A 21508-nucleotide genomic window follows, 5' to 3' on the forward strand; every position below is an offset into this window, starting at 1 on the left:
CACCCGCGGCCCCGGCGGTGCCAGGGATCGCGGGTGCTCGTCAGACTTCCGTCATGTGTGGGGTGCCGGGGCGACCGGTCACGGGGTCTCCTCGGCGGCCTTGTCGAGCTGGAACGCCTCGTTGCCCAGGCCGATGCGCGCGTGCCGTTCGGGGGCGCGCGAGCGCAGCAGCAGGCCCTGGACGACCCCGGCAGCCAGGGCGAGGACGATGACGGAGGGCAGGACCCAGCTCAGGGCGGAGCCCGGGCCGGCGCCGATCAGGACGTCGAAGTCCTTGACGGTGTAGACGACGATGAAGAGCAGCGCCAGGACGGACAGCGCGGAGGCGGCGAGCCGCCAGAACTGGGCCGCGGCGGCACCGCGCCGGACGAAGAAGGCGATCACGGAGACCGAGGCGGCGGCCATCAGGGCGGTGACGCCCAGCGCGCCGAGGCTGCCCATCCAGGTGAACAGGTGCAGGACGGGTGCGGTGGGGTCGCCGGCCGGCTTGTCGTCGGTGAGCGCGAAGGCGGCGACGGCGACGATCGAGACGCCGGTCTGCAGGAGAGAGCCGGTGCCAGGGGCGCCGCTGACGCCGCTGGTACGGCCGAAGGCGGCGGGCAGCAGGCCCTCGCGGCCCATGGCGAAGGCGTACCGGGCGACGACGTTGTGGAAGCTGAGCATGGCGGCGAACATGCCGGTCACGAACAGCACGTGCAGGACGTCGGTGAAGGTCTCGCCGATGAGGTCCTCGGTGAGGAAGAAGAGCATGCCGGCGCTCTGCTCCTGGGCGGTGCCGACGACGGCGGAGGGCCCGGTGGCGACGGTGTAGGCCCAGCAGCTGATGGTGTAGAACACCGCGATGCCGCCGATGGCCAGGAACATCACGCGGGGCACGAGGACGTGCGGGCGGCTGGTCTCCTCGGCGTAGACGGGTGCCTGTTCGAAGCCGAGGAAGGCGGCGACGCAGAAGCACAGGGCGGTGCCGATGCCCGCGCCGGTGAGGGTGTCGGGGTTGAAGGCGTGCAGCGACAGCCCCTCCTTCGCGGGACCGGAGATCGCGGCGACGTCGAAGATGACGACGAGGAGGACCTCGATGACCAGCAGGACGCCGAGCACGCGCGCGTTCAGGTCGATCTTCAGCCAGCCGAGCGCGCCGACGGCGAGCGCCGCGAGCAGGGCCGGTATCCACCAGGCGATCTCCAGGTCGAGGTAGGTGGCGAAGAGCCCGGAGACCTCGAAGCCGAAGATGCCGTAGATGCCGACCTGGAGGGCGTTGTAGGCGACGAGGGCGACCATCGCGGCGCCGGCGCCGGCGGTGCCGCCGAGGCCGCGGGAGATGTAGGCGTAGAAGGCGCCCGCGTTGTGGACGTGCCGGCTCATCTCGGCGTAGCCGACGCTGAAGAGGGCGAGGACCAGGCCGAGGATCACGAACAGCAGCGGCTGCCCGACCACACCCATCACCCCGAAGGTCGTGGGCATGACACCCGCGACGACCATGAGGGGCGCGGTCGCCGCGAGCACGGACAGCAGCAGGCCCGTGGTGCCCAGCCGGTCGGCGCGCAGGGCGCGGTCCTGCCCCTTGAACGTATTGATCCCGCCGTCGCCGGCGGTGGCGCTGCCTGTGCTGGGACTGCCCGTCGTCATCGAATGTCCGTCCTTCGTCGGGTCGGGTGGCGCTGGGTGTGTGGGCGCTGGGTACGTCCTGCGCGATCCGCCGCCCTCAGGCCGTGCCGAGCGCGGTGTCGCGGGCGGCGCGGAAGGCGGTGTACGGGTCGCGGTCCGGGTAGGACCACGGGGACGGGGTGGCGTGGTCGCCGATGCGGTGGAACAGGGCGGCGGCCTCGGCGCCCCGGCCCTCGCAGACCTTGGCGTGGGCGAGGAAGTTCAGGTCGATCAGCCGGCGGGGGTGGTCCTCCTGCTCCCACTCCAGCCACCAGTCGAAGGCGGAGCGCATCACCTGCCGGGCCCGGCGGCCGGCCCAGTGGCCGGAGGCGGCCGCGTCCCGGGGTTCGTGGCCCGCCGCCGCGAGGACGCGGAAGCGCTCGGTGTGGGCGACGACCGGCAGGACGGCGAGCGGCGAGTCGGCGGGGGCCCGCTGCGCGGCGTCGAGGGCGAAGTCGTACACCGCGTGCATCGGGTCGGCGCCGGCCGCGGAGCGCTGTTCGGCGAGCCGGGCGACCACCAGATGATGGGCGTGGTGGTGGTCGGCGTACCGGGCGCGGACCTCGGTGAAGCAGCGCCACAGGTCCGGCTCGGTGCCGAGAGCGCTCTCCAGCTCGAGCAGGCCCAGCCAGGGGGTGGGGTCGGCGGGCAGGAGCGCGGCGGCCCGGTGACAGGCGTCACGGGTGCGCGGCGGCTTCTCCTTGCCGCGCAGGGCGAGCCGCACCTGGGCGAGGGCGAGCAGGACGGAGGCGTCGCCGGAGTCGGGCTCGGCGAGCAGCCAGTCGCGGGTCCAGGCGGCGCAGTACGGCTCGGCGGCGAGCACGGTGACACGGTGGCCCCTGCGGTCCCAGTCGTCGCCCGTACGGGCGAGCAGGGAGCGGACCGTCTGCCAGCGCCCCTGGGAGAGGGCGGTGCGGGCGGCGGCGAGCTCGGCGTCGTCCAGTGCCGCGTCGAAGGTGTGGCCGGAGCGCTTGCGGCCGCGGGCGAGAGGGGGTGGGGGTGGGGACACCGGTTCTGGGTCCTGGGGGCACGTCGTGGGCTGTCATCAGGTGGTCACGCACAGCAAACCCCCCGCCAAGGGTTCTCGTCAAGAGTCAGCCCGGCGTTACGCGTGTCAACTTCCGTGACCCATGGGGCAGTTGTGGTTCGAGCGATGTCCGAAATGACACGAATTGTTGAGAGTGTGTGGCGTAGGTCATGGCGGCGGGGTACTCGGTGCCGCACACTCGTAGGACGCGCATGCCGGGCCTGAGGTCGTTACAGTCGGCCTTTACGCACCCCGTCCCCCTCTCCCGGCAGGATGATCGAGGTACGCAGCGTGTCGCTCCAGATCCTCATACTCGCCATCGCCGCCGCGTCCTGTCTGGGTTTCGGCTTCGTGCTCCAGCAGAACGTCGCGCAGCGGGCACCGCTCAACGACTACCTCTCCCCCCGGCTGCTGCTCGACCTGATGAAGGTCCCGCGCTGGCTCGGCGGCATCGGCCTCATGGTGGTCGGCATGGCCCTCGGCGCGATGGCCCTGGGCCAGGGCGAGGTCTCGCTGGTGGAACCGCTGCTGGCCACGAACCTGCTCTTCGCGCTGATGCTCTCGCGCCGCCAGACCAAGCAGTCCCTCGGCCGCCAGGGCTGGGCGGGCCTCGCGCTCCTCGCGGGCGGTGTGACGGCGTTCATCATGGCGGGGCAGCCCCACGGCGGCTCGGCCGGCGGCGACTCGTTCCGGCAGTGGCTGATCATCGGCGTCATGGTGGGGGCGGCCCTGCTGCTGACGGGGTACGCCAAGCGCTCACGGCTCAACGCCGGCCCGGCCCTGCTCGCCACGGCCGCCGGCCTCCTGTACGGCGTGCAGGACGCGCTGACCCGGATGACCGGGGAGCGCTTCGCGGACGGCGGCATCACCGCGGTCATGACCAGCTGGCAGCCGTACGCCATCGTCGCGCTCGGGCTGACCGGTCTGGTGCTCGTCCAGAGCGCCTTCGAGACGGCGTCGCTGCGCATGTCACTGCCCGCGCTGACCGCGGCCCAGCCGCTGGCGGGCATCCTGTGCGGGGTCGGCTTCCTCGGCGACCGGCTGCGCACCGACCCGGGCGCGCTGGCCTGGGAGTCCGCGGGTCTCGCGGGCATCGTCGTCGGCATCATCCTGCTCGGCACCCACCAGGCCATGCCGTGCGGCGCCCAGCAGACCAAGAGCACCGCGGCCGTGGTCCCGGCCCCGCTGAGCTGACCGGCGCACCCGCCGGTCCACCCACCCGCACCGGGGCCCTCCTGCTTGGATGGGCCCCATGAGTGCTGCTGACGAGATCCTCGACATCGTCGACGAGCGGGACCGGGTGGTCGGGCAGGCCCCACGCGGCGAGGCGTACGCCCGGGGGCTGCGGCACCGCTGCGTCTTCATCGAAGCCCGTGACGCCGACGGCCGGCTCTTCGTGCACCGGCGCACCCCCACCAAGCTGGTCTTCCCCTCGCACTACGACATGTTCGTCGGCGGCGTGGTCGGCGCGGGCGAGTCGTACGACGACGCGGCGCTGCGCGAGGCCGAGGAGGAACTCGGCGTGAGCGGTCTGCCGCGGCCGGTGTTCCTCTTCAAGTTCCTCTACGACGACGGCGCCGGGCAGACCTGGTGGTCGGCGGTGTACGAGGTGCGCTGCACGCTGCCGGTGGAGCCGCAGGTCGAGGAGGTCGCCTGGCACGGGTTCCTGACCGACGGGGAGCTGGAGCGCCGGCTCCCGGAGTGGCCGTGGGTGCCGGACGGAATGGCGGCGTACGAGCGGCTGCGGGCGCACCGGGCGGCCGGCTGACCGGCGGACGGCACCGGCCGGGCCCGTCCGTCCGCGCCCGGTTAGGGTCGTGCCTGTGATCGAGTTCGTGCGCAACGTCCGGCTGTGGTTCGCGCCGGAGCAGGTCCGGCGGGAGGGCGGCACGCCCGACTACCGGTTCTCGCTGGCCAACGAGCGCACCTTCCTCGCCTGGCTGCGGACCGCGCTCGCGCTGGTCGGCGGCGGCTTCGCGGTGGACCAGTTCCTGCCCGACCTGCGCTGGGGATGGCGCGTCGGGCTGGCGCTCGCGCTGCTGGCGGCCGGTGTGCTGTGCGCGCTGCGGGCCGTCAACCACTGGGTGCGCTGCGAGCGGGCGATGCGGCGGGGCGAGGACCTTCCGGTGTCCCGGTTCCCGGCGCTGCTGGGTCTTGTGGTCGCGCTGGTGGCCGTGGCGATGGTGTTCGTGGTGCTCGTCGGGTGGGAAGGGTGAGTGCCAGGCCGGCGGCCGGGGCCGTGCGGGACCCGGGGCTGCAGCCCGAGCGGACGCGGCTGGCGTGGCGGCGGACGACGCTGGCCGCCACGGTGGCCGCCGTCCTGGCCGCGAAGAGCGCGCTGCAGGGCGGGATCTCGGTGACCGGGGCGGTCGTCTGCGCCCTGTGCTGCGTGCTGTGGCTGGGATTCCTGGCGCTGGCCCATCGCAGGATCCAGCTGCTCGCCGCGTCGCCCGAGCCCCGGGCCCTTGCCCCGCGCCATGCGACGGCCACGGTGCTGGTGACGGTGGCCCTGGCCGTGTGCGGGGCGGGGCTGCTTCTGTAGGGGCCGTCGGCGGCTCGGTCGATCGGACGGCCGGCCGCGCTCGCGGGTGCCGCCGCGCCCACCCGTGCCGCCCCAGCGGCACGACTGCCCGCGGCTACGTCCTCAGTCCTCCTTCTCCCACAGGCCCGGCGGGGTCGGGTCCTCCGTCTGCCAGTCCACGGTCACCACGATCTTGCCGGGGGTGCCGCCCGCCTCGCTGAGGCGGTGGGCCTCGGGCGTCCGGTCCAGGGGGAGCGTACGTGCGACACGGACGGTCAGGACGCCCTGCTCTGCCAGCTCGGTGAGCCGTAGCAGGTCCTCGGGGTCGGGGCGGGTGAAGTGGTAGAGGCCGCCGAAGTCGACGACGTCCGGGTCGGCGATCGAGAGGAGGCGCCCCTCGGGGGCCAGCAGATTGGCGGAGACCTTCAGGGCGTCGCCGCCGACCGTGTCGAAGGCCGCGGTCACCCCTTCCGGCGCGAGACCGCGCACCCGCTCCGCCAGCCCTTCGCCGTACTCGACCGGCTCGCCGCCGAGTCCGCGCACGAAGTCGTGGTTGCGGGGGCTCGCCGTACCGATCACCCGGGCTCCGGCGTGCCGCGCGAGCTGGACGGCGAGGGAGCCGACGCCGCCGGACGCCCCGTGCACGAGGACGGTCTCGTCCCGTCTGACCTGGAGCGTCTTCGTCAGCCCCTGGTAGGCCGTCAGCCCCGCGAGGGGCAGCCCGGCCGCCTCCTCCCAGGTGAGGTTGCGGGGCTTGCGCGCGAGCGTCCGCACGGGCGCGGCGACGTACTCGGCGAAGGTGCCGCGCGCGAGGACGTCCTGGCGTACGTAGCCGATGACCTCGTCGCCGACGGCGAACTCCGGGACGGCCGGTCCGGGCTGGACGACGACGCCGCACACGTCCCAGCCCGGCACCACCGGGAAGACGGGCTCGATCAGCTGGTCGAGGTGGCCCTCGCGGCACTTCCAGTCCACGGGGTTCACCGCCGCCGCCCGCACCTTGACCAGCACGGAGTCGGCGCCGACCCGGGGGTCGTCGACCTCCCCGTAGGCGAGCACGTCGGGCCCGCCGTAGCGTGAGTAGCTGATGCCCTTCATGGGTCCGACCCTCCGGGGCGCCCGTACGCCGCGCAAGCGGAATGCCCCGATATGCTCCGTTCGCGTGGCAGCCTGGGCGCCGACGCATGATCGGATCCCGCTTCTCGCGAAGGTGAGCACGATGACCACCCAGCACCTCGAACACTCCGCCCACACGCATGTCCACGGCCCCGGCTGCGGGCACACCCCGGTGCCGCACGGCGACCACACCGACTACGCGCACGACGGGCACCTCCACCGCGAGCACGCGGGCCACTGGGACGAGTGCGTCAACGAGGCGCACGTCGCCCACGACGGCCACAGCCACCGGCACGGCGAGGGCTGCGGGCACGAGAGCGTCCTGCACGGCGACCACGTCGACTATCTGCACGACGGGCACCGGCACGCGGCACACGACGGGCACTGGGACGACCACTGAGACCGGCCGGCCCGGCAGCACCCGCCCCCGAACGGCTCCCCGGCGCCCCGCCGGGGAGCCGTCGGCCCATCGTGGAACCGATCACGTTCGGGCACCCCTCTGGACGGCATACCGACTGGTCGGCATCATAAGTCGGGTCACGTTCACGCGTCCCGAGGAGCACCGATGAGCCCCGACCATCCGCCCGGACTCGATCTCGACCGGCTGCGCGGCCTGCTCGAGCGCGAGCTGCCCGGTCTGGCGCAGGGTCCGCTGACCGGCCGGCTCATCGAGGGCGGACGGTCCAACCTCACCTACACGGTCTCGGACGGCACCTCCCGCTGGGTCGTGCGCCGCCCGCCGCTGGGCCACGTCCTCGCCACCGCGCACGACATGAAGCGCGAGCACCGCGTCATCAGCGCCCTGCACCCGACCAGCGTGCCGGTTCCCCGGCCGCTGCTGCTGTGCGAGGACGAGGAGGTGCTCGGGGCGCCGTTCTACGTGATGGAGTTCGTGGAAGGCACCCCGTACCGCACCGCGGGCCAGTTGGCCCCGCTCGGTCCCCAGCGCACCCGGGACGCGGTGCTGTCCCTGGTGGACACCCTCGTCGGGCTGCACGCGGTCGACCCCGCCTCGGTCGGCCTGGAGGACTTCGGCCGGCCCGAGGGCTTCCTGGACCGGCAGCTGCGCCGCTGGGGAAAGCAGCTGGACGCCTCCCGCAACCGCGACCTGGCCGGGATCGACGAGCTGCACGCGACACTGGGCCGCCGGCTGCCGGACTCCCCCGCGCCGACCGTGATCCACGGCGACTACCGCCTGGACAACGTCCTGATCGGTTCGGACGACCGGATCAAGGCCATTCTCGACTGGGAGATGTCCACCCTCGGCGACCCGCTGACCGACCTGGGCCTGCTGGTGATGTACAGCATGCCGCTCGGGACGCCCGACTCCCCGGTCTCCACGACCGCCGAGGCGGCCGGCCACCCCGCGCCCACCGAGCTGATCCAGCGGTACGCCGAGCGGTCGGGCCGGGACGTCTCCGCGGTGTCCTGGTACACGGCGTTCGCATGGTTCAAGCTCGCCGTGATCCTGGAGGGCATCCACTACCGCTACACCCTGGGCCAGACGGTCGGCCGCGGCTTCGACCGCATCGGCGACCTCGTCCCGGTCTTCATCCAGCACGGTCTGACCACGCTCCGCGACGGCATCCAGGAAGGCTGACGGACATGGACTTCGCGTTCGACGCGCGCACCGAGGAACTCCGCGCCAAACTGCTCGCCTTCATGGACGAGCACGTCTACCCGGCCGAGGCGGTGGCCGAGGAGCAGCGCGCCGCGCTGGCCTCGCCGTGGGACACCCCGGCCGTGGTGGAGGAGCTGAAGGCCGAGGCGCGCCGGCAGGGGTTGTGGAACCTCTTCCTGCCCGACGCCGCGCACGGCGCCGGTCTCACCAACCTGCAGTACGCGCCGCTCGCCGAGATCACCGGCCGCTCCCCGCACCTGGCGCCCACGGCGACGAACTGCGCCGCCCCGGACACCGGGAACATGGAGGTGCTGGCGCAGTTCGGCGACGAGCGGCAGAAGAAGCAGTGGCTGGAGCCGCTGCTCGCGGGCGAGATCCGCTCGGCGTTCGCGATGACCGAGCCGGAGGTGGCGTCCTCCGACGCCACCAACATCACCACGCGGATCGAGCGGGACGGCGACGAATACGTCGTCACCGGCCGCAAGTGGTACATCTCCGGCGCGATGAACCCCGACTGTGCGATCTTCATCGTGATGGGCAAGACGGACCCGGACGGCGCGGACATCCGCCGCCAGCAGTCCATGGTCCTGGTCCCCCGGGACACCCCGGGCGTCACGGTCCGGCGCGCCATGCGGGTGTTCGGCTACGAGGACCACTCCCACGGCGGCCACGCCGAGGTCGTCTTCGACCGCGCGCGCGTGCCCGTGGGCAATCTCGTCGGCGAGGAGGGCGGCGGCTTCGCCATCGCCCAGGCCCGGCTCGGCCCCGGCCGTATCCACCACTGCATGCGGCTGATCGGTATGGCCGAGCGGGCGATCGAGCTGATGTGCCGGCGCGCGGTGTCGCGTCAGGCGTTCGGCAAGGCGCTCGCCCAGCAGGGCGTGGTGCACAACTGGATCGCCGACGCCCGGGTGACCGTCGAGCAGCTGCGGCTGCTGGTGCTGAAGACGGCCTGGCTGATGGACACCGTCGGCAACAAGGGCGCGCACACCGAGATCCAGGCCATCAAGATCGCCACGCCGCGCGCGGTCGTCGACATCATCGACCGGGCGATCCAGCTGTACGGCGCGGGCGGCGTCAGCCAGGACTTCCCGCTCGCGGAGCTGTACGCCTCGGCGCGCACGCTGATGATCGCCGACGGGCCGGACGAGGTGCACCAGCGGTCGCTGGCCCGGCGGGAGCTGAAGAAGTACCTGTAGCGGCACGCGTGCGGGGCCCCGGTGGACTTCCACCGGGGCCCCGCACGGGCATGTTCAGGGGCGCAGCGCCCGCAGCAGCAGGTCGGCGAGGTGGTCGGCGACCTCCTGCGGGCTGAGCGGCCCGTCGGGCCGGTACCACGTGGACAGGTGGTGGACCGAGCCGAAGTGGTAGTCGACCACGAGGTCGGCCGGGGTCGCCGTGGAGAAGACGCCGGTGCGCTGCCCCTCCTCGATGAGCGCGCGGAAGCGTTCGTGGTAGCGCCGGCGCTCGGCGCGCACCAGTTTGTTCTTCTCGGGGCTCAGGTGGTGCATCGAGCGGAAGAAGATCGACGCGTCGTCGAGGTTCTCGATGGTGGTCACGACCACGTCGGCGGCCGCCCCGCGCAGCCGCTTCTCGACGGGCTCGTCGGCGTCCGCGAAGGCGTCCAGGCGCTCCTGCTGCACGCGCAGCACCCGCGCGTACACCTCGTGCAGGAGGTCGTCCTTGCTGCCGAAGTAGTGGTAGAGCGCCCCCTTGGTGACGCCGGCCGCCTCCACGATCTCCTGCACCGAGGTGCGGTCGTAGCCCCGCTCCGCGAAGAGCCGGGTGGCGGCGGCGAGCAGCCGCTGCGGGACGGGCGTACCGTCACCGTCCGTCGTCCTGGCCACTGTGCCGCCACCTGCCTTCCGAGATGTCCGCTTGCTGTCTATCCGTCACTGGTACGGGAACGCAGTTCCCGACGGAGGATCTTCCCACTCGCCGTCTTGGGCAAGTCGGGCAGGATCTCCACCTGGCGCGGATATTTGTAGGCCGCCAGTCTCTCCCTGCAGTGGGAGACGAGTTCGCCGGGGTCGGTGTCCGCTCCCGGACGGAGGCTGATGTACGCCTTGACGGTCTCGCCACGATAGCCGTCGGGCACCCCGACCACGGCGGCCTCCCGGACGGCGGGGTGGGTGTGCAGGACGTCCTCGACCTCACGCGGCCAGACCTTGAAGCCGGACGCGTTGATCATGTCCTTCTTGCGGTCGACGACGTAGAGCCAGCCGTCGGCGTCCATGAACCCGATGTCCCCGGTGCGCAGTTCGCCGTCCGGGAACGTCTCGGCGGTGGCGTCCGGCCGCCGCCAGTAGCCGGGGATCACCTGCGGCCCGCGGACGACGATCTCGCCCTGTTCGCCGAAGGGCACCTCCTCTCCCCGGTCGTCGACGATCCGGACGACCGTCTCGGGTCCCGGCAGGCCCACGGCGAGCGTCCCGGAGGCCGGGTCGACGGGGGCCTCCAGGCCGGGCGGCACGGACGCGCAGGGGGCGGTGCACTCGGTGAGGCCGTAGCCGTTGCGGATGTACGGCCCGAGGGCGGCCCGGAACCTCTCCACCAGGGCCGGCGGCAGCGGGGCGCCGCCGGAGGAGATCATGCGGAAGGAGGAGAAGTGGTCGCGGGTGACGTCGGGGTGTGCGGCCAGCGCCATGAAGGCCGTGGAGGGGCCGACGGTGTAGTGCGGCCTGTGTTCGGCGAACGCGTCGAGGACGACGCCCGCCTCGAAGCGGTACGCGAGGACGAGGGTGCCCCCGCTGACCAGGCAGGCGGCGAGCTGGCAGACCATGCCCGTGATGTGGAACAGCGGCGCGAGCGCGAAGTAGACGGGCGGGTCGGGCAGTTCGAGGCCGGTCCGCTGCCGCTCGGCGTTGTACAGGATGTTGCGGTGGGTGTTGGTGGCGCCCTTCGGGGTGCCGCTGGTGCCCGAGGTGTAGCTGATCAGCGCGATGTCCGACGGGTCCGGGTCCCGGCCCTCGGGCGCGGGGAGCCCGGCGCGGGCCACGGCCGTCAGGTCGTCGGTGCCGTCGGGCGCGGGGAGGCGGTCGAGACCGGTCACCCGGGGGTCGTCGCGGGTCTGGAGGTCCGCCTCGCAGGCGGTGAGCACGATCCGCACCGGCGAGCCGGCCGCCGTGTCGCGCAGGTACGCCTCCCAGGCCCGGCCGGAGCAGACGAGGGCGGCGACCTCGCCGTCCCGCAGGACGTGGCCGACCTCGCCCGACTTGTACATCGGGTTGACGGGGACGACGGTCGCGCCCGCCTTCCAGGCGCCGAGCAGGGCGAGCACGAAGTGCGGGGAGTTCTGGAGCAGGATCGCCACCCGGTCGCCGCGCTCCAGGCCGCGGGCGGCGAGGTGCCCGGCGACCGAGTCGCTGAGCTCGTCGACCTCACGGTGGGTCAGGCGCCCGTCGAAGTAGGCGAGGCACACCCGGTCGGGGGTCTCGGCGGCGGCCCGGCGCAGGGCGTGCACGAGGGAGTCGTCCGGCGCGACGGGGGCGCGCTGGGCCTCGCTGAGCAGGGCCAGCCAGGGCATGGCGGCGTAGCGCGAGGAGGTCATCGGGTCTCCTCCCAGCGCTGCTGGAGGTGGTTCATCCCGGCCAGCCAGCGGTCGGGGGCGGCCGCGCGCGCCTCGTGGTACCCGGCGACCTCGGGGTGCGGCAGGATCAGGAAGCGGTCCTCCTCCATGCCCTTGAACAGGGCGTCCGCCACGTCGTCGGGAGCGATGGCGGTGGGCTTGAGGACCAGGGCGCCGGCGCTGCCGGTGGCGTCCAGCATGTCGGTGCGCACGCCCTGCGGGCAGATGGCGTGGACCTTGACGCCGCGGTGCCGGTACGTCAGCGACAGGTATTCGGCGAAGGCGAGGGCGCCGTGCTTGGTGACGGCGTAGGGCGCGGCGCCGATCATGGTGAGCAGCCCGGCGGCGGAGACGGTGGAGACGAAGCGTCCGCCGCCGCGTTCCAGCCAGTCGGGCAGCAGGGCCTGGGCGGCCCGTACGTGGGCCATGACGTTGACGTCCCAGGACGTCGCCCACGCCTGTTCGTCGAGGGGTGCGCCGGGCTCCTCCCCGGCGAAGGCGACGCCCGCGTTCGCGCACCAGACGTCGATCCTGCCACCGAGGGCGTCGCGGGCCTCGGAGACGATCGAGGAGGCGTCCCCGGGGACGGCGAGGCCGCCGATCTCCTCCGCGACCGTCCGGGCCTTCGCGGCGTCCAGGTCGTTGACGGCGACCCGGGCCCCGGCGGCCGCGAACCGCCGGGCCAGCGCGGCCCCGATGCCCCCTCCGGCCCCGGTGACGACGACTGCGGCGTCCTGCACGGCTTGCACCATCGGTCTCCTTCGACTGCGGCTCCAGGCATGGTCAGACTAACCGGTCGGTATGTGCCAGGGAAGGGCTCGCGCCACCCGGCTCCGGCACCTTCCCTGCGCTCGGCGCGGGCAATACGGTGCACCCCATGCGCCTCTCCAGACGAGCTCTTCTCGCAGCGACCACGGCGGCGACAGCGGCCTCGGTCTCCTCCCCCGCCTCGGCGGCACCGCGTCCCGCCCGCCTGCGCACCGGCTTCGAACGGCTCGCGGCGGACGGCTACGCGCCGCTCGACGGGCAGAAGGTCGGAATCGTCACCAACCCCACCGGCGTGACCCGGGACGTCCGCCACATCGTGGACGTCATGCACGCCGACGACCGGGTGAACCTGACGGCCGTCTTCGGTCCCGAGCACGGCTTCCGCGGCACGGCGCAGGCGGGCGGCTCGGAGGGCCGCTACGACGACCCCGCCACCGGGCTGCCGGTGTACGACACCTACCTCAAGAGCGGCCGGCCGCTGGCCGACGTCTTCACCGCGTCCGGCGTCGACACGGTCGTCTTCGACATCCAGGACGCCGGCGCCCGCTTCTACACCTACATCTGGACCCTGTACGACTGCATGGAGGCGGCCCAGCTCGCCGGGAAACGTTTCGTCGTGCTGGACCGGCCCAACCCGGTGACCGGTCGGGCCGCTCTCGGGCCGGTGCTGCACGAGGAGTTCGCCACCTTCGTCGGCCGGAAGCCCATCGCACAGGCGCACGGCATGACGGTCGCCGAGCTGGCACTGCTGTTCAACGGGGAGTTCCTGGACACCCCCGTCCCGCTGGAGACCGTGCGGATGACGGGCTGGAAGCGCTCGGACCTCTACGACGCCTCGGGGCTGCCCTGGGTGCCGCCGAGCCCCAACATGCCGACCCCGGACACCGCGCTCGTGTACGCGGGCACCTGTCTGTTCGAAGGCACCAACCTGTCGGAGGGGCGCGGCACCACCCGCCCGTTCGAACTGCTCGGCGCGGAGGGCGTCGACGGGCGCTGGGCGGCGGCCGTCAACGGACTCGGGCTGCCCGGCGTGCGGTTCAGGGAGGCGTACTTCGCCCCCACCTTCTCCAAGTTCCAGGGACAGACCATCGGCGGCGTGCAGCTCCATGTGCACGACCGGACCGCGTTCGACCCGGTGCGCACCGGCATCGCGCTGCTGGTGACGGCGAAGCGGACCTGGAGCGGCTTCGCCTGGCGCGCGGACAACTGGATCGACAAGCTCACCGGGTCCACCCAGGTGCGCACGATGATCGACGCGGGCGCCGGCACCGACGAGGTGGTGGCGGGCTGGCGGCGGGAGCTGGCGGCGTTCCGCCGGGTCCGCGAGGAGTATCTGCTGTACCGGTGAGGCCCGGCGCGGGGGTCTCGGCCCCCGCGCCGGTCCCCCGCCGGTCACCGGTGCGAGGTGAACTCCACGACCTGCTGGTACGTCGGCCGGTTCTGCCAGCTGATCTTCCCGTGCTTGATGCCGCCCAGGGTGCGCTGGACGATCGCGTCGGCGCACCACTGGTCGCCCGCCGCGCACTGGTCGTCGCCGGGGTAGACCTGGGCCGCCGTGCGGCCGGCCGCCTCCTTCAGGGTGCTGATCAGCAGGTCCCGGCAGGCCGTGAGGCTGCCGCCGCCGCAGTAGACGCGGTCGAGCGGACCCCGGACCGGCTCACCGAGCACCGCCCGGATGTCCTTGTCGACATAGCTCCACCAGCCGTACTGGAAGGAGCTCCCGGCGTGCGATCCGGTGGGGCCGTGCCCGGCGGACGGGGCCTCGTCGACGGGCAGGTTGCGCTGCATCGCCGTGTACAGGGTGCTGCCGAGCCCGGGTTCGAACTCGGCCTTCACCAGCCGCGGCCACCACGCGTCGAGGATGCGGATCGCGTCGGCGTCGGCGTACTTCTTGGAGCCGGCCGAGGTCTCCGTGCGCCGGGCGCCCGCGGCCACCCACGCCTGGAGCTTGTTCACCGCGGCCGCCGCCGCGGCGTCGGTCACCGGCGTACTGGTGACGACCCGCAGCAGCCCCGGCAGCACGTCCTCGGCGCGCAGGTCGGCGAGGCCCGCGTCGGCCATCGCCTTCACCAGCGCGGCCCGGGTCACACCGCCCTTCGCGACCAGCGCGCGCACCCGGTCGTCCAGCAGGTCGCCCCGGTGGACGGAGCCGTCGCCCCAGGGCGCGGTGCTGTAGTCGGCGGCCTGCTTGTTGTTCCAGGAGATGTAGTAGTCCTGGTCGACGGAGTTGGGGTGCTCGGACGCCGGGGTGTACCGCGCGGTGTTCCCTGCCGGGTCCCAGTCCCGCCACTCGTGCGCCGGGCGCGCCCAGACCGGGAAGTCCGCGTCGACGCCGGCCGCGCGGACCGGGTTGTCGCCGCTGTTGTAGTAGGCGGTGTGCGCGGAGTCGGCGTAGAACCAGTTGAAGGTGAAGTTGATGTGCTGCGTGGCCCGCTGGAAGTCCGCCGGACCCTTGACGTAGTCGGGGTCGTTGAGCATCTGGAAGCCGATGATCGAGTCGACCTCGTGCAGATACGACGAGCGCAGGCTGGTGTAGGCGACCTTCTTGCCGCCCACGGTCGCGCGGTGCGTCACCGGGCCGTACGCCGTGCGCCACACCCGCATCGTGTACGAGCCGGCCGCGGTGCCGTCGGCGGTCGTCGGCTTCCAGGCGTTCTTCTGCTCCACCTTGTCCATCGCCGTGCAGGTGCCGCGGTACAGGTAGTGGTGGTCGTCCTGGCAGAGCTCGACGGCGTAGGTGTCGACGATGTCCTGGCCGGAGGTCGTGGCGCTCCACGCGTAGTCCTGGCCGCGGCCCAGCTCGACGTACATGCTCAGGCCCGCGAAGGAGGCGCCGCGCGCGCTGATGCCCGGGCCCTGGATCTCCTGGAGCAGCAACAGCTGGGGCGCGAAGTAGCCGGTCTGCGGCCCGAACACGGCGATCGGCCGGCCGCTCGCCGTGTGCTCGCCGCTCACGACGAGCGCGTTGGACATGCCCCGCCGGGCCGAGCCGAGGGTGGTGGCGGCGGCCGTCTCGGAGGCACCGTCCGCGGCGGCGCCGGCCGCGCTGCCGGTCCGGTCGTACACCAGCTGCTCGTCGGTCACAGAACCGGCGTCGGGCAGGGCCGTGCCCTGCGGGTCGTCGGGCCTGGTCGCGTACGGGAAGCTCTTGCCGTGGACGGTGACGGCGGCCTCGGGATCGTTGCGCTGCCGGAACGACTCCCACAGCCGGGTGCCCTCGACGACGCCGTACTTCTGCTGGGCGGCCAGCAGGGAGAGGGCGTTGTCGACCTCACCCCCGCCGCCCGAGCCGAACAGCGCGCCGATGACGGAGGCGAGCGCGACCAGGTCCGTCGGCTTGAAGTGCTCGATGGTGCCGGCGTTGGTGATCGAGTCCTTGTGGCCGGTGAGGACGTACTCGCCGGGGAAGTAGCGGCCGCTGTCGGAGGCGTCGATGTAGCTGTTGACGCCGTCGAGGTAGGCCGTGGCGTCGGCGAGGGCCTGCCGGCCGCGGTCGCCGCCCTTGGCGACGGCGCTGTCGATCTGTGCCTGCAGTTCGGCCTCGGTGTAGGGCGCGCTGCGCCAGAACTGCTGTTCAAGACCCTGGTTGGAGGGGGCTCCGCCGGCGAAGGAGGTCAACTGGCCGCGTCCGACGTGCCGGAAGACGTCCATCAGCCACAGCCGGTCCTGGGCGGCCGCGTAGCCCGCGCCGAACTCGGTGCCGTAGCGGGTGGTGCCCGTGATGTGCGGCACACCCGTCTTCTTGTCCCGGACGATCGTCACATCGGTGCGTCCGGCGGGCTTCAGGGTGGAGGCGACCTGGTCCGAGGGGACGCCGAAGGAGGCGTCGTTGAAGAAGGTGCCGAGGGTGGCGTCGGTGAGCTGCTGGTGCCCCTTGGCCAGGGCGGCGTAGGGCCCGAGCTGGTCGGACGCGTGCTCGGGCAGGACGCCGAAGGCCTGGTTGAGCAGGATCTGGGCCAGGGTCGCGTTGCCGTTCTGACCCGGCGGGAGGATGTCGGAGCAGTGCCCGCCGCAGTGGTCGGTCACGGCGGCCGGCTCGGCGGCGACGGCCGGCGAGCCGGTCACCGCCGGGGAAAGGGGTGACAAAAGTCCGGCAATCAACGTGCATACGGATGCGGCCTTCAGGAACCCGGGGAATCCGCCGGGAGTTCTCAGTGCGGCTGGGGCGTTGCGTGGGGTACGCCGTGGCATGGCAGCTCCTACCGACGAGGGTGGGCCGGGACGTTACCGGCGGTATCCCCGGGATGAGAGATGAACATGCGTCACGTTCGAGAGTCGCCAGGACTCGCTGTGGAGGTCGTCGGACACCGGATGGAGCCGAATCGCGTGTCGATACGTCTATTCGTCAACGCCGCGTGGGAAGGGGGCGCGGTGTCGCCGAAGTGACCGAAGTGCAGGTGCAGGTGTGACGGAGGTGCAGGGCGATGGCAGGTTTCCGGAGTCTGGCGAGACAGGTGCGCGATCCGCGGTGCGACTTGGCACTGCGGCGCTATTCACTGCGCAAGTGCCTGGAGCGGTTCGCTCCGTACGGGCACAGGGCGACCTGGGACCACTTGTGCTCCCGGGCGGGATTCGGTCCTGAGGACCGCTCTCCTGAGCCGGCGCGGCTCGTGGCCGCGTTGGAGGAGTTGGAGGAGGCGCGTTCGGTCTGGCTGGCCTACGAGGTCGCGTTCGCCGAGCGGCGCAAGAAGGAGAAGCACGACGGACTGCGCAGGCCGGGCAGCGTGGACGACTGGCACCGGCTGACCTGGGGCGGGTTCGGCGTCGCCTGGTGCGACGACCCCCGGGTGCATCCGCGGGAGCCGCTGGCCGACGTGCTGCGCAGGCTGATCTCCGCGCTGGAGCGCGCACCGGGCTCGACCTGCCCGGTGTGCGACGGGGACCGGCTGGTCTGGAAGTACGACCTGGCGCATGAACCGTCGTCGGGTCCGGTCTGCACGGACTGCGGCATCGTGGTGCCGCGTCCGGTGCTCACACCGGACGCGCTGGCGACGGCGCGCCGCGGACGCCGCCTGCTCGTGTCCGCGTAGGGGGAGTTCCCCTGCGGGGGACCTCAAGCACGTCGGGGGTGCGTCGGGGATGCCGCACCCCCTCCCCCGGGACGCGCTGCCGCGTCCTGGCGCTGGCGCTGTCGGTGCCGGCTGGCACCATCGGTCCATGGTCCAGGTCTGTCTGAACGGTTCGCGGGGAGCATGCGACGGTACGGCCGTACCGCTCACGCCGGCGGCGCTCGCGGAGTCGGCCGCCGGGGCGGTCGCCGCGGGGGCGACGGATGTGCACGTCCACCCCAAGTCCCCCTGCGGGCGGGACAGTCTGTCCGCGCGCGTCCTGGCCCCGGTGCTCACCGCGCTGCGGGACCGGGTGCGGGTGCCGGTGGGGGTGACGACCGGCGCCTGGGCCGAACCGGACCCGGCGGCGCGGGTGGCGCGCGTGCGCGGCTGGACGGTCCTCCCCGACCACGCCTCGGTCAACTGGCACGAGCCGGGCGCCGAGGAGGTGGCCGCCGCGCTGCTGGAGCGGGGCGTGGGCGTGGAGGCGGGCATCTGGTCCGGCACGAACGGCGCGGCCCGGTTCGCCGCGTCCCCCCTGGGCCCGAAGGTGCTGCGGGTGCTGGCCGAGGTGACCGACCCCGACCCGGACGGCGCGGTGACGACGGCCCGCGCGCTGCTCGCCGAGCTGGGGCCCGCCCACGGCCGCCCGGTGCTGCTGCACGGGGAGGACGGAGGGGCGTGGCCGGTGCTGCGGCTGGCCGGCCGGCTGGGGCTGGCGACCCGCATCGGCCTGGAGGACACGCTGTTCCTGCCGGACGGTGAACGGGCCGCCTCCAACGCCGACTTGGTGGGCGAGGCCCTGAAGTGGCTCGCGGGTGGCGCGCGCACGAGGTGACGTGCGGTCAGGAGTGCTCGGCGTCCTGCCGCTGCCTGTTCCCCCGCTGTTCCGCCAGCAGGCGCGAGCCCGTCAGGCGTTCACCGGTGATGTCGTCGGGGTTGGACAGGACGCAGCCGTCGAGGGAGAGACAGCCGCAGCCGATGCAGTCGGTCAGGTGGTCGCGCAGGCGGTTGAGCCGGCTGATGCGTTCGTCGAGCTCCGAGCGCCACGCCTCCGACAGCCGCGCCCAGTCCTCGCGGGTGGGCGTGCGCTCCTCGGGGAGTTCGGCGAGGGCCTCGCGGATCGTGGCCAGCGGGATGCCGACGCGCTGCGCGGCCCGCACGAAGGCGACCCGGCGCAGGGTGTCGCGGGAGTAGCGGCGCTGGTTCCCGGAGGTGCGGCGGCTGGTGATCAGGCCCTTGGACTCGTAGAAGTGCAGGGCGGACACCGCGGCGCCGCTGCGGGCGGACAGCTGGCCGACCGTGAGCTCGTGGATCTTCTCGGGAATCTGGGGCACGCCCCCAACCTACCCACCCGTGTCACTCCCCCGGTCCGTTGACAGTCCTCCCGCGGCCTAGCATGCTAAGCAGTTGCTTAGAGTGCCGTTCCGAGACATGTGACGCGAGAGGCCTGGACATGGCAGAGCCGAGGATCTTCACCGGCGCCGACGACCTGAAGGCGGCGGTGGGCGAGCAGCTGGGGTACACGGACTGGCTGGAGGTCGACCAGAAGCGGATCGACACGTTCGCCGAGGCCACCGGGGACCATCAGTGGATCCACGTGGACCCGGACAAGGCCGCGTCCGGCCCGTTCGGGACGACGATCGCCCACGGCTATCTCACCCTGTCGCTGCTGCCGCTGTTCGGCCCGCAGCTGATCGCGGTCGAGGGCGTGAAGATGGGTGTGAACTACGGCACCAACAAGGTGCGTTTCCCCGCCCCGGTCCCGGTCGGCTCGCGCCTGCGCGCCACCGCCGCCATCACGGACGTCACGGACGTGCCGGGCGGGGTGCAGGTCAGCGTCGCCTTCACCGTGGAGCGCGAGGGCGGGGACAAGCCGGTCTGCGTGGCCGAGTCCGTGTCCCGGTACTACCTCTAGCGGTCACAGCACTGGCGAAGACCCTCCGGCGAGGGGCTACTTCGCCCCGACCATCCGCAGCACGAGGTCGGCGTACAGCGCGCCGACCTCGTCCGGCGTCCAGGGGCCGGACACGTTGAACCAGCGGGCCACGTCGATGCACAGGGACAGCACGGCGAGGGTGGTGCCCTTGACGTCCAGGACGTCGAAGTCGCCGGCCGCCACGCCGTCCTCGATGATCCCGCGCACCTCGGCGTCGCACTGCCGGCGCAGCGCGAGGATCTCGGCGCGGGCGTCGGGGCCCAGCGAGTCGAGCTCGTACTGCACGACCCGGGCGGTGGTGCGCCCGCCGGCGTGCCAGCGGACGAAGGAGCCGACCGCGCCGGCGAGCCGCTCGGCCGGGGTGCCCTCGCCCCGGGCCGCCGTGCGCAGGATGTCCAGCGCCTTCTCGTGGCCGATGCGGCTGATCCGGTGGAGGAGCTCCTCCTTGGTCTTGTAGTGGATGTAGAGCGCGGCGGGGCTCATGCCCGCGCGGCCCGCGATGTCCCGGGTCGTCGTGGCGTGGTAGCCGCGCTCGGCGAAGGCCTCCACGGCGGCGATCAGCAGCCGCCGGGCCGCGTCGGGCGTGACCTCACCCCACGCCGACGTCTCGCCGCCGGCCGTGTCCTCCGCCGTACTCATCGCTCACTCGCCCCTCTCGCTGACCGAGGCTCCACCATACCGCCCCAGGTGAGCGGGCGCTTAGCGCGCGGTGCGGCCCCGGACTCTCAGTGCTTGGGGAAGGGCGGGTACGCGGGCGGCGCCGTCGCGTCCTGGCGGTCCCGGATCACCTTGGCGAGGGTGAACGCGGAGGTGACGAGGTACAGCACGGCGATCGCCAGGAAGGCCCGGACCCAGGCGTCGGCGTTCAGCTTGAAGATGCCGATCGCGGTCGCGGCCATGGCGACCGCGAAGGAGGCGACGGCCTGTCCGTAGAAGGCCGCGGTGTTCTGGGGCTTGCCCGATGCGTCACTCATGGGCCCATGCTCGGGCCACCGCGGCCGGTCCGGCATCCGTCGGGGTACTCAGCCCGTACTCAGAACGCCTCAGCCCGGTGCTCAGCACGCCCCAGTCGGTGCTCAGCACGCCCCAGTCGGTGCTCAGAACGCGGAGACCCCGGTGAGCGCCCGGCCGATGACCAGCTTCTGGATCTGGCTGGTGCCCTCGTAGAGGGTCATCACGCGGGCGTCGCGCAGCAGCTTGCCCACCGGGTACTCGTCGATGTAGCCGTAGCCGCCGAAGACCTGCAGGGCGTTGTTGGCGGCACGGACGGCGGCCTCGGAGGCGAACAGTTTGGCCTTGGAGGACTCCACGGCGAACGGCTGCCCGCGGTCGATCAGGTCGGCGACCCGCCAGGTCAGCAGCCGGGCCGCGTCCACGTCGACGGCGATGTCGCTGATCAGCTCCTGGACCAGCTGGTGCCCGGCGATGGGCTTGCCGAACTGCTCGCGCTCCCCCGCGTAGCCCACGGCGGCGTCGAGCGCGGCCTGGGCGATGCCCACACAGCCCGCGGCGACCGACATCCGGCCCTTGGCCAGCGCCGACATGGCGACGGAGAAGCCCTTGCCCTCCTCGCCCAGGCGGGCCGACGCGGGCACGCGCACCCCGTCGAGGACGAGCTCGGCGGTGGCCTGGCCGCGCAGGCCGAGCTTGCCGTGGACGGTGCGGCGGGTCAGGCCGGGCGTGTCCGTGGGGACCAGGAAGGCGGAGACGCCCTTGTGGCCGGGCGCGTCCGTGGAACGCGCGAAGAGCAGCACGACGTCGGCCCAGGTGCCGTTGGTGATGAACATCTTGCTGCCCGAGACGACGTAGTCGCCGCCGTCGCGTACGGCCCGGGTGGCGAGGCTGCCCGCGTCGGAGCCGGTGCCGGGCTCGGTGAGGCCGAAGCAGCCGACCAGTTCGCCCGCGGTGAGCCCGGGCAGCCAGCGCCGCTTCTGCTCCTCGCTGCCCCAGGCCGCGATCGTCTTGGCGACCAGGCCCAACGAGACGGAGACGATGCCGCGCACGGACGAGTCGCCCCGGCCGAGCTCCTCGGTGACCAGGCAGTACGCGAGATGGTCGCCGCCCGAGCCGCCGTACTCCTCGTCGACGGTCAGCCCCAGGAAGCCGACCTCGCCGAGCTTCTTGACGATCGCGCGGTCCACCTCCTCGGCGCGGTCCCAGGCGATGGCGTGCGGGGCGATCTCACGGGCGACGAAGTCCCGGGCCAGCCGGCGGACGGCGGCCTGCTCCTCGCTGAGCTCCAGGTTCATGCGGCGG

General features: G+C 72.8%; 22 protein-coding genes. 11 read left to right on the forward strand and 11 right to left on the reverse strand.

Annotation, left to right across the window (positions count from 1 at the left end):
• Nucleotides 1–78: 78 nt before the first annotated feature.
• Together ADL34_RS17335 and ADL34_RS17340 are read right to left on the reverse strand one after the other, a co-directional pair.
• A complete protein-coding gene (locus ADL34_RS17335) occupies nt 79–1626 on the reverse strand; it encodes an APC family permease (protein ID WP_062670839.1) in 1548 nt (515 codons plus the stop codon).
• A 76-nt stretch (nt 1627–1702) separates the two neighbouring features.
• Nucleotides 1703–2653, reverse strand: coding sequence for a hypothetical protein (locus ADL34_RS17340; RefSeq protein WP_062670837.1), 951 nt, complete (start codon nt 2651–2653; stop codon nt 1703–1705).
• Nucleotides 2654–2962: 309 nt separating this feature from the next.
• On the opposite strand from ADL34_RS17340, the gene ADL34_RS17345 reads away from it, so the two are divergent.
• Genes ADL34_RS17345 through ADL34_RS17360 form a run of 4 tightly spaced genes read left to right on the forward strand, consistent with a single transcriptional unit; the run spans nt 2963 to nt 5213 of the window.
• A complete protein-coding gene (locus ADL34_RS17345) occupies nt 2963–3865 on the forward strand; it encodes a DMT family transporter (protein WP_062670836.1) in 903 nt (300 codons plus the stop codon).
• Nucleotides 3866–3923: 58 nt separating this feature from the next.
• Nucleotides 3924–4439 carry an NUDIX hydrolase gene (locus ADL34_RS17350; protein WP_062670834.1) on the forward strand — a complete coding sequence of 172 codons (516 nt, stop codon included), beginning with the start codon at nt 3924–3926 and terminating at the stop codon, nt 4437–4439.
• 55 nt (nt 4440–4494) lie between these two features.
• Complete coding sequence (locus ADL34_RS17355; protein WP_062670832.1) at nt 4495–4887, forward strand: YidH family protein; 393 nt, start codon at nt 4495–4497, stop codon at nt 4885–4887.
• Complete coding sequence (locus ADL34_RS17360; RefSeq protein ID WP_062670830.1) at nt 4884–5213, forward strand: DUF202 domain-containing protein; 330 nt, start codon at nt 4884–4886, stop codon at nt 5211–5213. Before ADL34_RS17355 ends, ADL34_RS17360 begins: the two co-directional genes overlap by 4 nt.
• Before the next feature lie 102 nt (nt 5214–5315).
• Here the strand turns inward: ADL34_RS17360 and ADL34_RS17365 are convergent, their stop codons facing one another.
• The gene (locus tag ADL34_RS17365; protein ID WP_062670828.1) at nt 5316–6290 is read right to left on the reverse strand and encodes an NADP-dependent oxidoreductase; all 975 of its coding nucleotides are present in this window, start codon (nt 6288–6290) and stop codon (nt 5316–5318) included.
• A gap of 121 nt (nt 6291–6411) precedes the next feature.
• Between ADL34_RS17365 and ADL34_RS17370 the strand changes: the two genes are divergently transcribed.
• The 3 genes from ADL34_RS17370 to ADL34_RS17380 all read left to right on the forward strand — a co-directional run bounded on the left by ADL34_RS17370 (nt 6412) and on the right by ADL34_RS17380 (nt 9128).
• Entirely contained in the window at nt 6412–6708 is a 297-nt protein-coding gene (locus ADL34_RS17370; RefSeq protein WP_062670826.1) for a hypothetical protein, read from the forward strand.
• Between the two features lie 165 nt (nt 6709–6873).
• The gene (locus ADL34_RS17375) at nt 6874–7908 is read left to right on the forward strand and encodes a phosphotransferase family protein (RefSeq protein WP_062670823.1); all 1035 of its coding nucleotides are present in this window, start codon (nt 6874–6876) and stop codon (nt 7906–7908) included.
• Nucleotides 7909–7913: 5 nt separating this feature from the next.
• Nucleotides 7914–9128: an acyl-CoA dehydrogenase family protein gene (locus ADL34_RS17380; RefSeq protein WP_062670821.1), complete on the forward strand. Its 1215-nt coding sequence runs from the start codon at nt 7914–7916 to the stop codon at nt 9126–9128.
• Nucleotides 9129–9182: 54 nt separating this feature from the next.
• On the opposite strand, the gene ADL34_RS17385 is transcribed toward ADL34_RS17380, so the two are convergent.
• From ADL34_RS17385 to ADL34_RS17395, 3 genes are read right to left on the reverse strand one after another with little or no spacing between them, the layout of a single operon-like run.
• Entirely contained in the window at nt 9183–9776 is a 594-nt protein-coding gene (locus ADL34_RS17385; RefSeq protein ID WP_062670819.1) for a TetR/AcrR family transcriptional regulator, read from the reverse strand.
• A 38-nt stretch (nt 9777–9814) separates the two neighbouring features.
• On the reverse strand, nt 9815–11479 hold the full coding sequence (locus ADL34_RS17390; RefSeq protein WP_062670817.1) for a class I adenylate-forming enzyme family protein: 1665 nt from the start codon (nt 11477–11479) through the stop codon (nt 9815–9817).
• A complete protein-coding gene (locus tag ADL34_RS17395; protein ID WP_062670815.1) occupies nt 11476–12249 on the reverse strand; it encodes an SDR family oxidoreductase in 774 nt (257 codons plus the stop codon). Before ADL34_RS17395 ends, ADL34_RS17390 begins: the two co-directional genes overlap by 4 nt.
• 125 nt (nt 12250–12374) lie before the next feature.
• Here ADL34_RS17395 and ADL34_RS17400 point away from each other — a divergent pair, with 125 nt between their 5' ends.
• Nucleotides 12375–13613 (forward strand): exo-beta-N-acetylmuramidase NamZ domain-containing protein, encoded by a 1239-nt coding sequence (locus tag ADL34_RS17400; protein ID WP_062670813.1) that lies wholly within the window; start codon nt 12375–12377, stop codon nt 13611–13613.
• A gap of 44 nt (nt 13614–13657) precedes the next feature.
• On the opposite strand, the gene ADL34_RS17405 is transcribed toward ADL34_RS17400, so the two are convergent.
• Complete coding sequence (locus ADL34_RS17405) at nt 13658–16456, reverse strand: penicillin acylase family protein (RefSeq protein WP_062670811.1); 2799 nt, start codon at nt 16454–16456, stop codon at nt 13658–13660.
• Nucleotides 16457–16689: 233 nt separating this feature from the next.
• Here ADL34_RS17405 and ADL34_RS17410 point away from each other — a divergent pair, with 233 nt between their 5' ends.
• Both ADL34_RS17410 and ADL34_RS17415 read left to right on the forward strand, forming a co-directional pair.
• Nucleotides 16690–17295 carry a hypothetical protein gene (locus ADL34_RS17410; RefSeq protein WP_062670809.1) on the forward strand — a complete coding sequence of 202 codons (606 nt, stop codon included), beginning with the start codon at nt 16690–16692 and terminating at the stop codon, nt 17293–17295.
• A 127-nt stretch (nt 17296–17422) separates the two neighbouring features.
• Entirely contained in the window at nt 17423–18151 is a 729-nt protein-coding gene (locus tag ADL34_RS17415; protein ID WP_062670808.1) for a 3-keto-5-aminohexanoate cleavage protein, read from the forward strand.
• Nucleotides 18152–18158: 7 nt separating this feature from the next.
• Here the strand turns inward: ADL34_RS17415 and soxR are convergent, their stop codons facing one another.
• Nucleotides 18159–18650 carry a redox-sensitive transcriptional activator SoxR gene (gene soxR / locus ADL34_RS17420; protein WP_062670806.1) on the reverse strand — a complete coding sequence of 164 codons (492 nt, stop codon included), beginning with the start codon at nt 18648–18650 and terminating at the stop codon, nt 18159–18161.
• Nucleotides 18651–18769: 119 nt separating this feature from the next.
• Here soxR and ADL34_RS17425 point away from each other — a divergent pair, with 119 nt between their 5' ends.
• Nucleotides 18770–19231 carry a MaoC family dehydratase gene (locus ADL34_RS17425; protein ID WP_062670804.1) on the forward strand — a complete coding sequence of 154 codons (462 nt, stop codon included), beginning with the start codon at nt 18770–18772 and terminating at the stop codon, nt 19229–19231.
• Between the two features lie 36 nt (nt 19232–19267).
• Here ADL34_RS17425 and ADL34_RS17430 read toward each other — a convergent pair whose 3' ends face one another.
• The 3 genes from ADL34_RS17430 to ADL34_RS17440 all read right to left on the reverse strand — a co-directional run bounded on the left by ADL34_RS17430 (nt 19268) and on the right by ADL34_RS17440 (nt 21501).
• Nucleotides 19268–19891: a TetR/AcrR family transcriptional regulator gene (locus ADL34_RS17430; protein WP_062670802.1), complete on the reverse strand. Its 624-nt coding sequence runs from the start codon at nt 19889–19891 to the stop codon at nt 19268–19270.
• A gap of 86 nt (nt 19892–19977) precedes the next feature.
• Nucleotides 19978–20226 carry a YiaA/YiaB family inner membrane protein gene (locus ADL34_RS17435; RefSeq protein WP_062670800.1) on the reverse strand — a complete coding sequence of 83 codons (249 nt, stop codon included), beginning with the start codon at nt 20224–20226 and terminating at the stop codon, nt 19978–19980.
• Nucleotides 20227–20349: 123 nt separating this feature from the next.
• Nucleotides 20350–21501, reverse strand: a complete 1152-nt coding sequence (locus ADL34_RS17440) for an acyl-CoA dehydrogenase family protein (RefSeq protein WP_062670798.1) — start codon at nt 21499–21501, stop codon at nt 20350–20352.
• Nucleotides 21502–21508: the final 7 nt, after the last annotated feature.

The organism is Streptomyces sp. NRRL WC-3605, from assembly GCF_001509795.1.
GTDB classification, from domain to species: Bacteria; Actinomycetota; Actinomycetes; order Streptomycetales; family Streptomycetaceae; genus Streptomyces; species Streptomyces viridochromogenes.

What these genes read in the sequence shown, in the direction of transcription:
- ADL34_RS17415 (WP_062670808.1), top strand. Translation starts at nt 17,423, where the DNA reads ATGGTCCAGGTCTGTCTGAACGGTTCGCGGGGAGCATGCGACGGTACG.
- ADL34_RS17425 (WP_062670804.1), top strand. Translation starts at nt 18,770, where the DNA reads ATGGCAGAGCCGAGGATCTTCACCGGCGCCGACGACCTGAAGGCGGCG.
- ADL34_RS17435 (WP_062670800.1), bottom strand. Translation starts at nt 20,226, where the DNA reads ATGAGTGACGCATCGGGCAAGCCCCAGAACACCGCGGCCTTCTACGGA.
- ADL34_RS17410 (WP_062670809.1), top strand. Translation starts at nt 16,690, where the DNA reads ATGGCAGGTTTCCGGAGTCTGGCGAGACAGGTGCGCGATCCGCGGTGC.
- ADL34_RS17375 (WP_062670823.1), top strand. Translation starts at nt 6,874, where the DNA reads ATGAGCCCCGACCATCCGCCCGGACTCGATCTCGACCGGCTGCGCGGC.
- ADL34_RS17390 (WP_062670817.1), bottom strand. Translation starts at nt 11,479, where the DNA reads ATGACCTCCTCGCGCTACGCCGCCATGCCCTGGCTGGCCCTGCTCAGC.
- ADL34_RS17370 (WP_062670826.1), top strand. Translation starts at nt 6,412, where the DNA reads ATGACCACCCAGCACCTCGAACACTCCGCCCACACGCATGTCCACGGC.
- ADL34_RS17335 (WP_062670839.1), bottom strand. Translation starts at nt 1,626, where the DNA reads ATGACGACGGGCAGTCCCAGCACAGGCAGCGCCACCGCCGGCGACGGC.
- ADL34_RS17395 (WP_062670815.1), bottom strand. Translation starts at nt 12,249, where the DNA reads ATGGTGCAAGCCGTGCAGGACGCCGCAGTCGTCGTCACCGGGGCCGGA.
- ADL34_RS17350 (WP_062670834.1), top strand. Translation starts at nt 3,924, where the DNA reads ATGAGTGCTGCTGACGAGATCCTCGACATCGTCGACGAGCGGGACCGG.
- ADL34_RS17430 (WP_062670802.1), bottom strand. Translation starts at nt 19,891, where the DNA reads ATGAGTACGGCGGAGGACACGGCCGGCGGCGAGACGTCGGCGTGGGGT.
- ADL34_RS17440 (WP_062670798.1), bottom strand. Translation starts at nt 21,501, where the DNA reads ATGAACCTGGAGCTCAGCGAGGAGCAGGCCGCCGTCCGCCGGCTGGCC.
- ADL34_RS17400 (WP_062670813.1), top strand. Translation starts at nt 12,375, where the DNA reads ATGCGCCTCTCCAGACGAGCTCTTCTCGCAGCGACCACGGCGGCGACA.
- ADL34_RS17380 (WP_062670821.1), top strand. Translation starts at nt 7,914, where the DNA reads ATGGACTTCGCGTTCGACGCGCGCACCGAGGAACTCCGCGCCAAACTG.
- ADL34_RS17365 (WP_062670828.1), bottom strand. Translation starts at nt 6,290, where the DNA reads ATGAAGGGCATCAGCTACTCACGCTACGGCGGGCCCGACGTGCTCGCC.
- ADL34_RS17405 (WP_062670811.1), bottom strand. Translation starts at nt 16,456, where the DNA reads ATGCCACGGCGTACCCCACGCAACGCCCCAGCCGCACTGAGAACTCCC.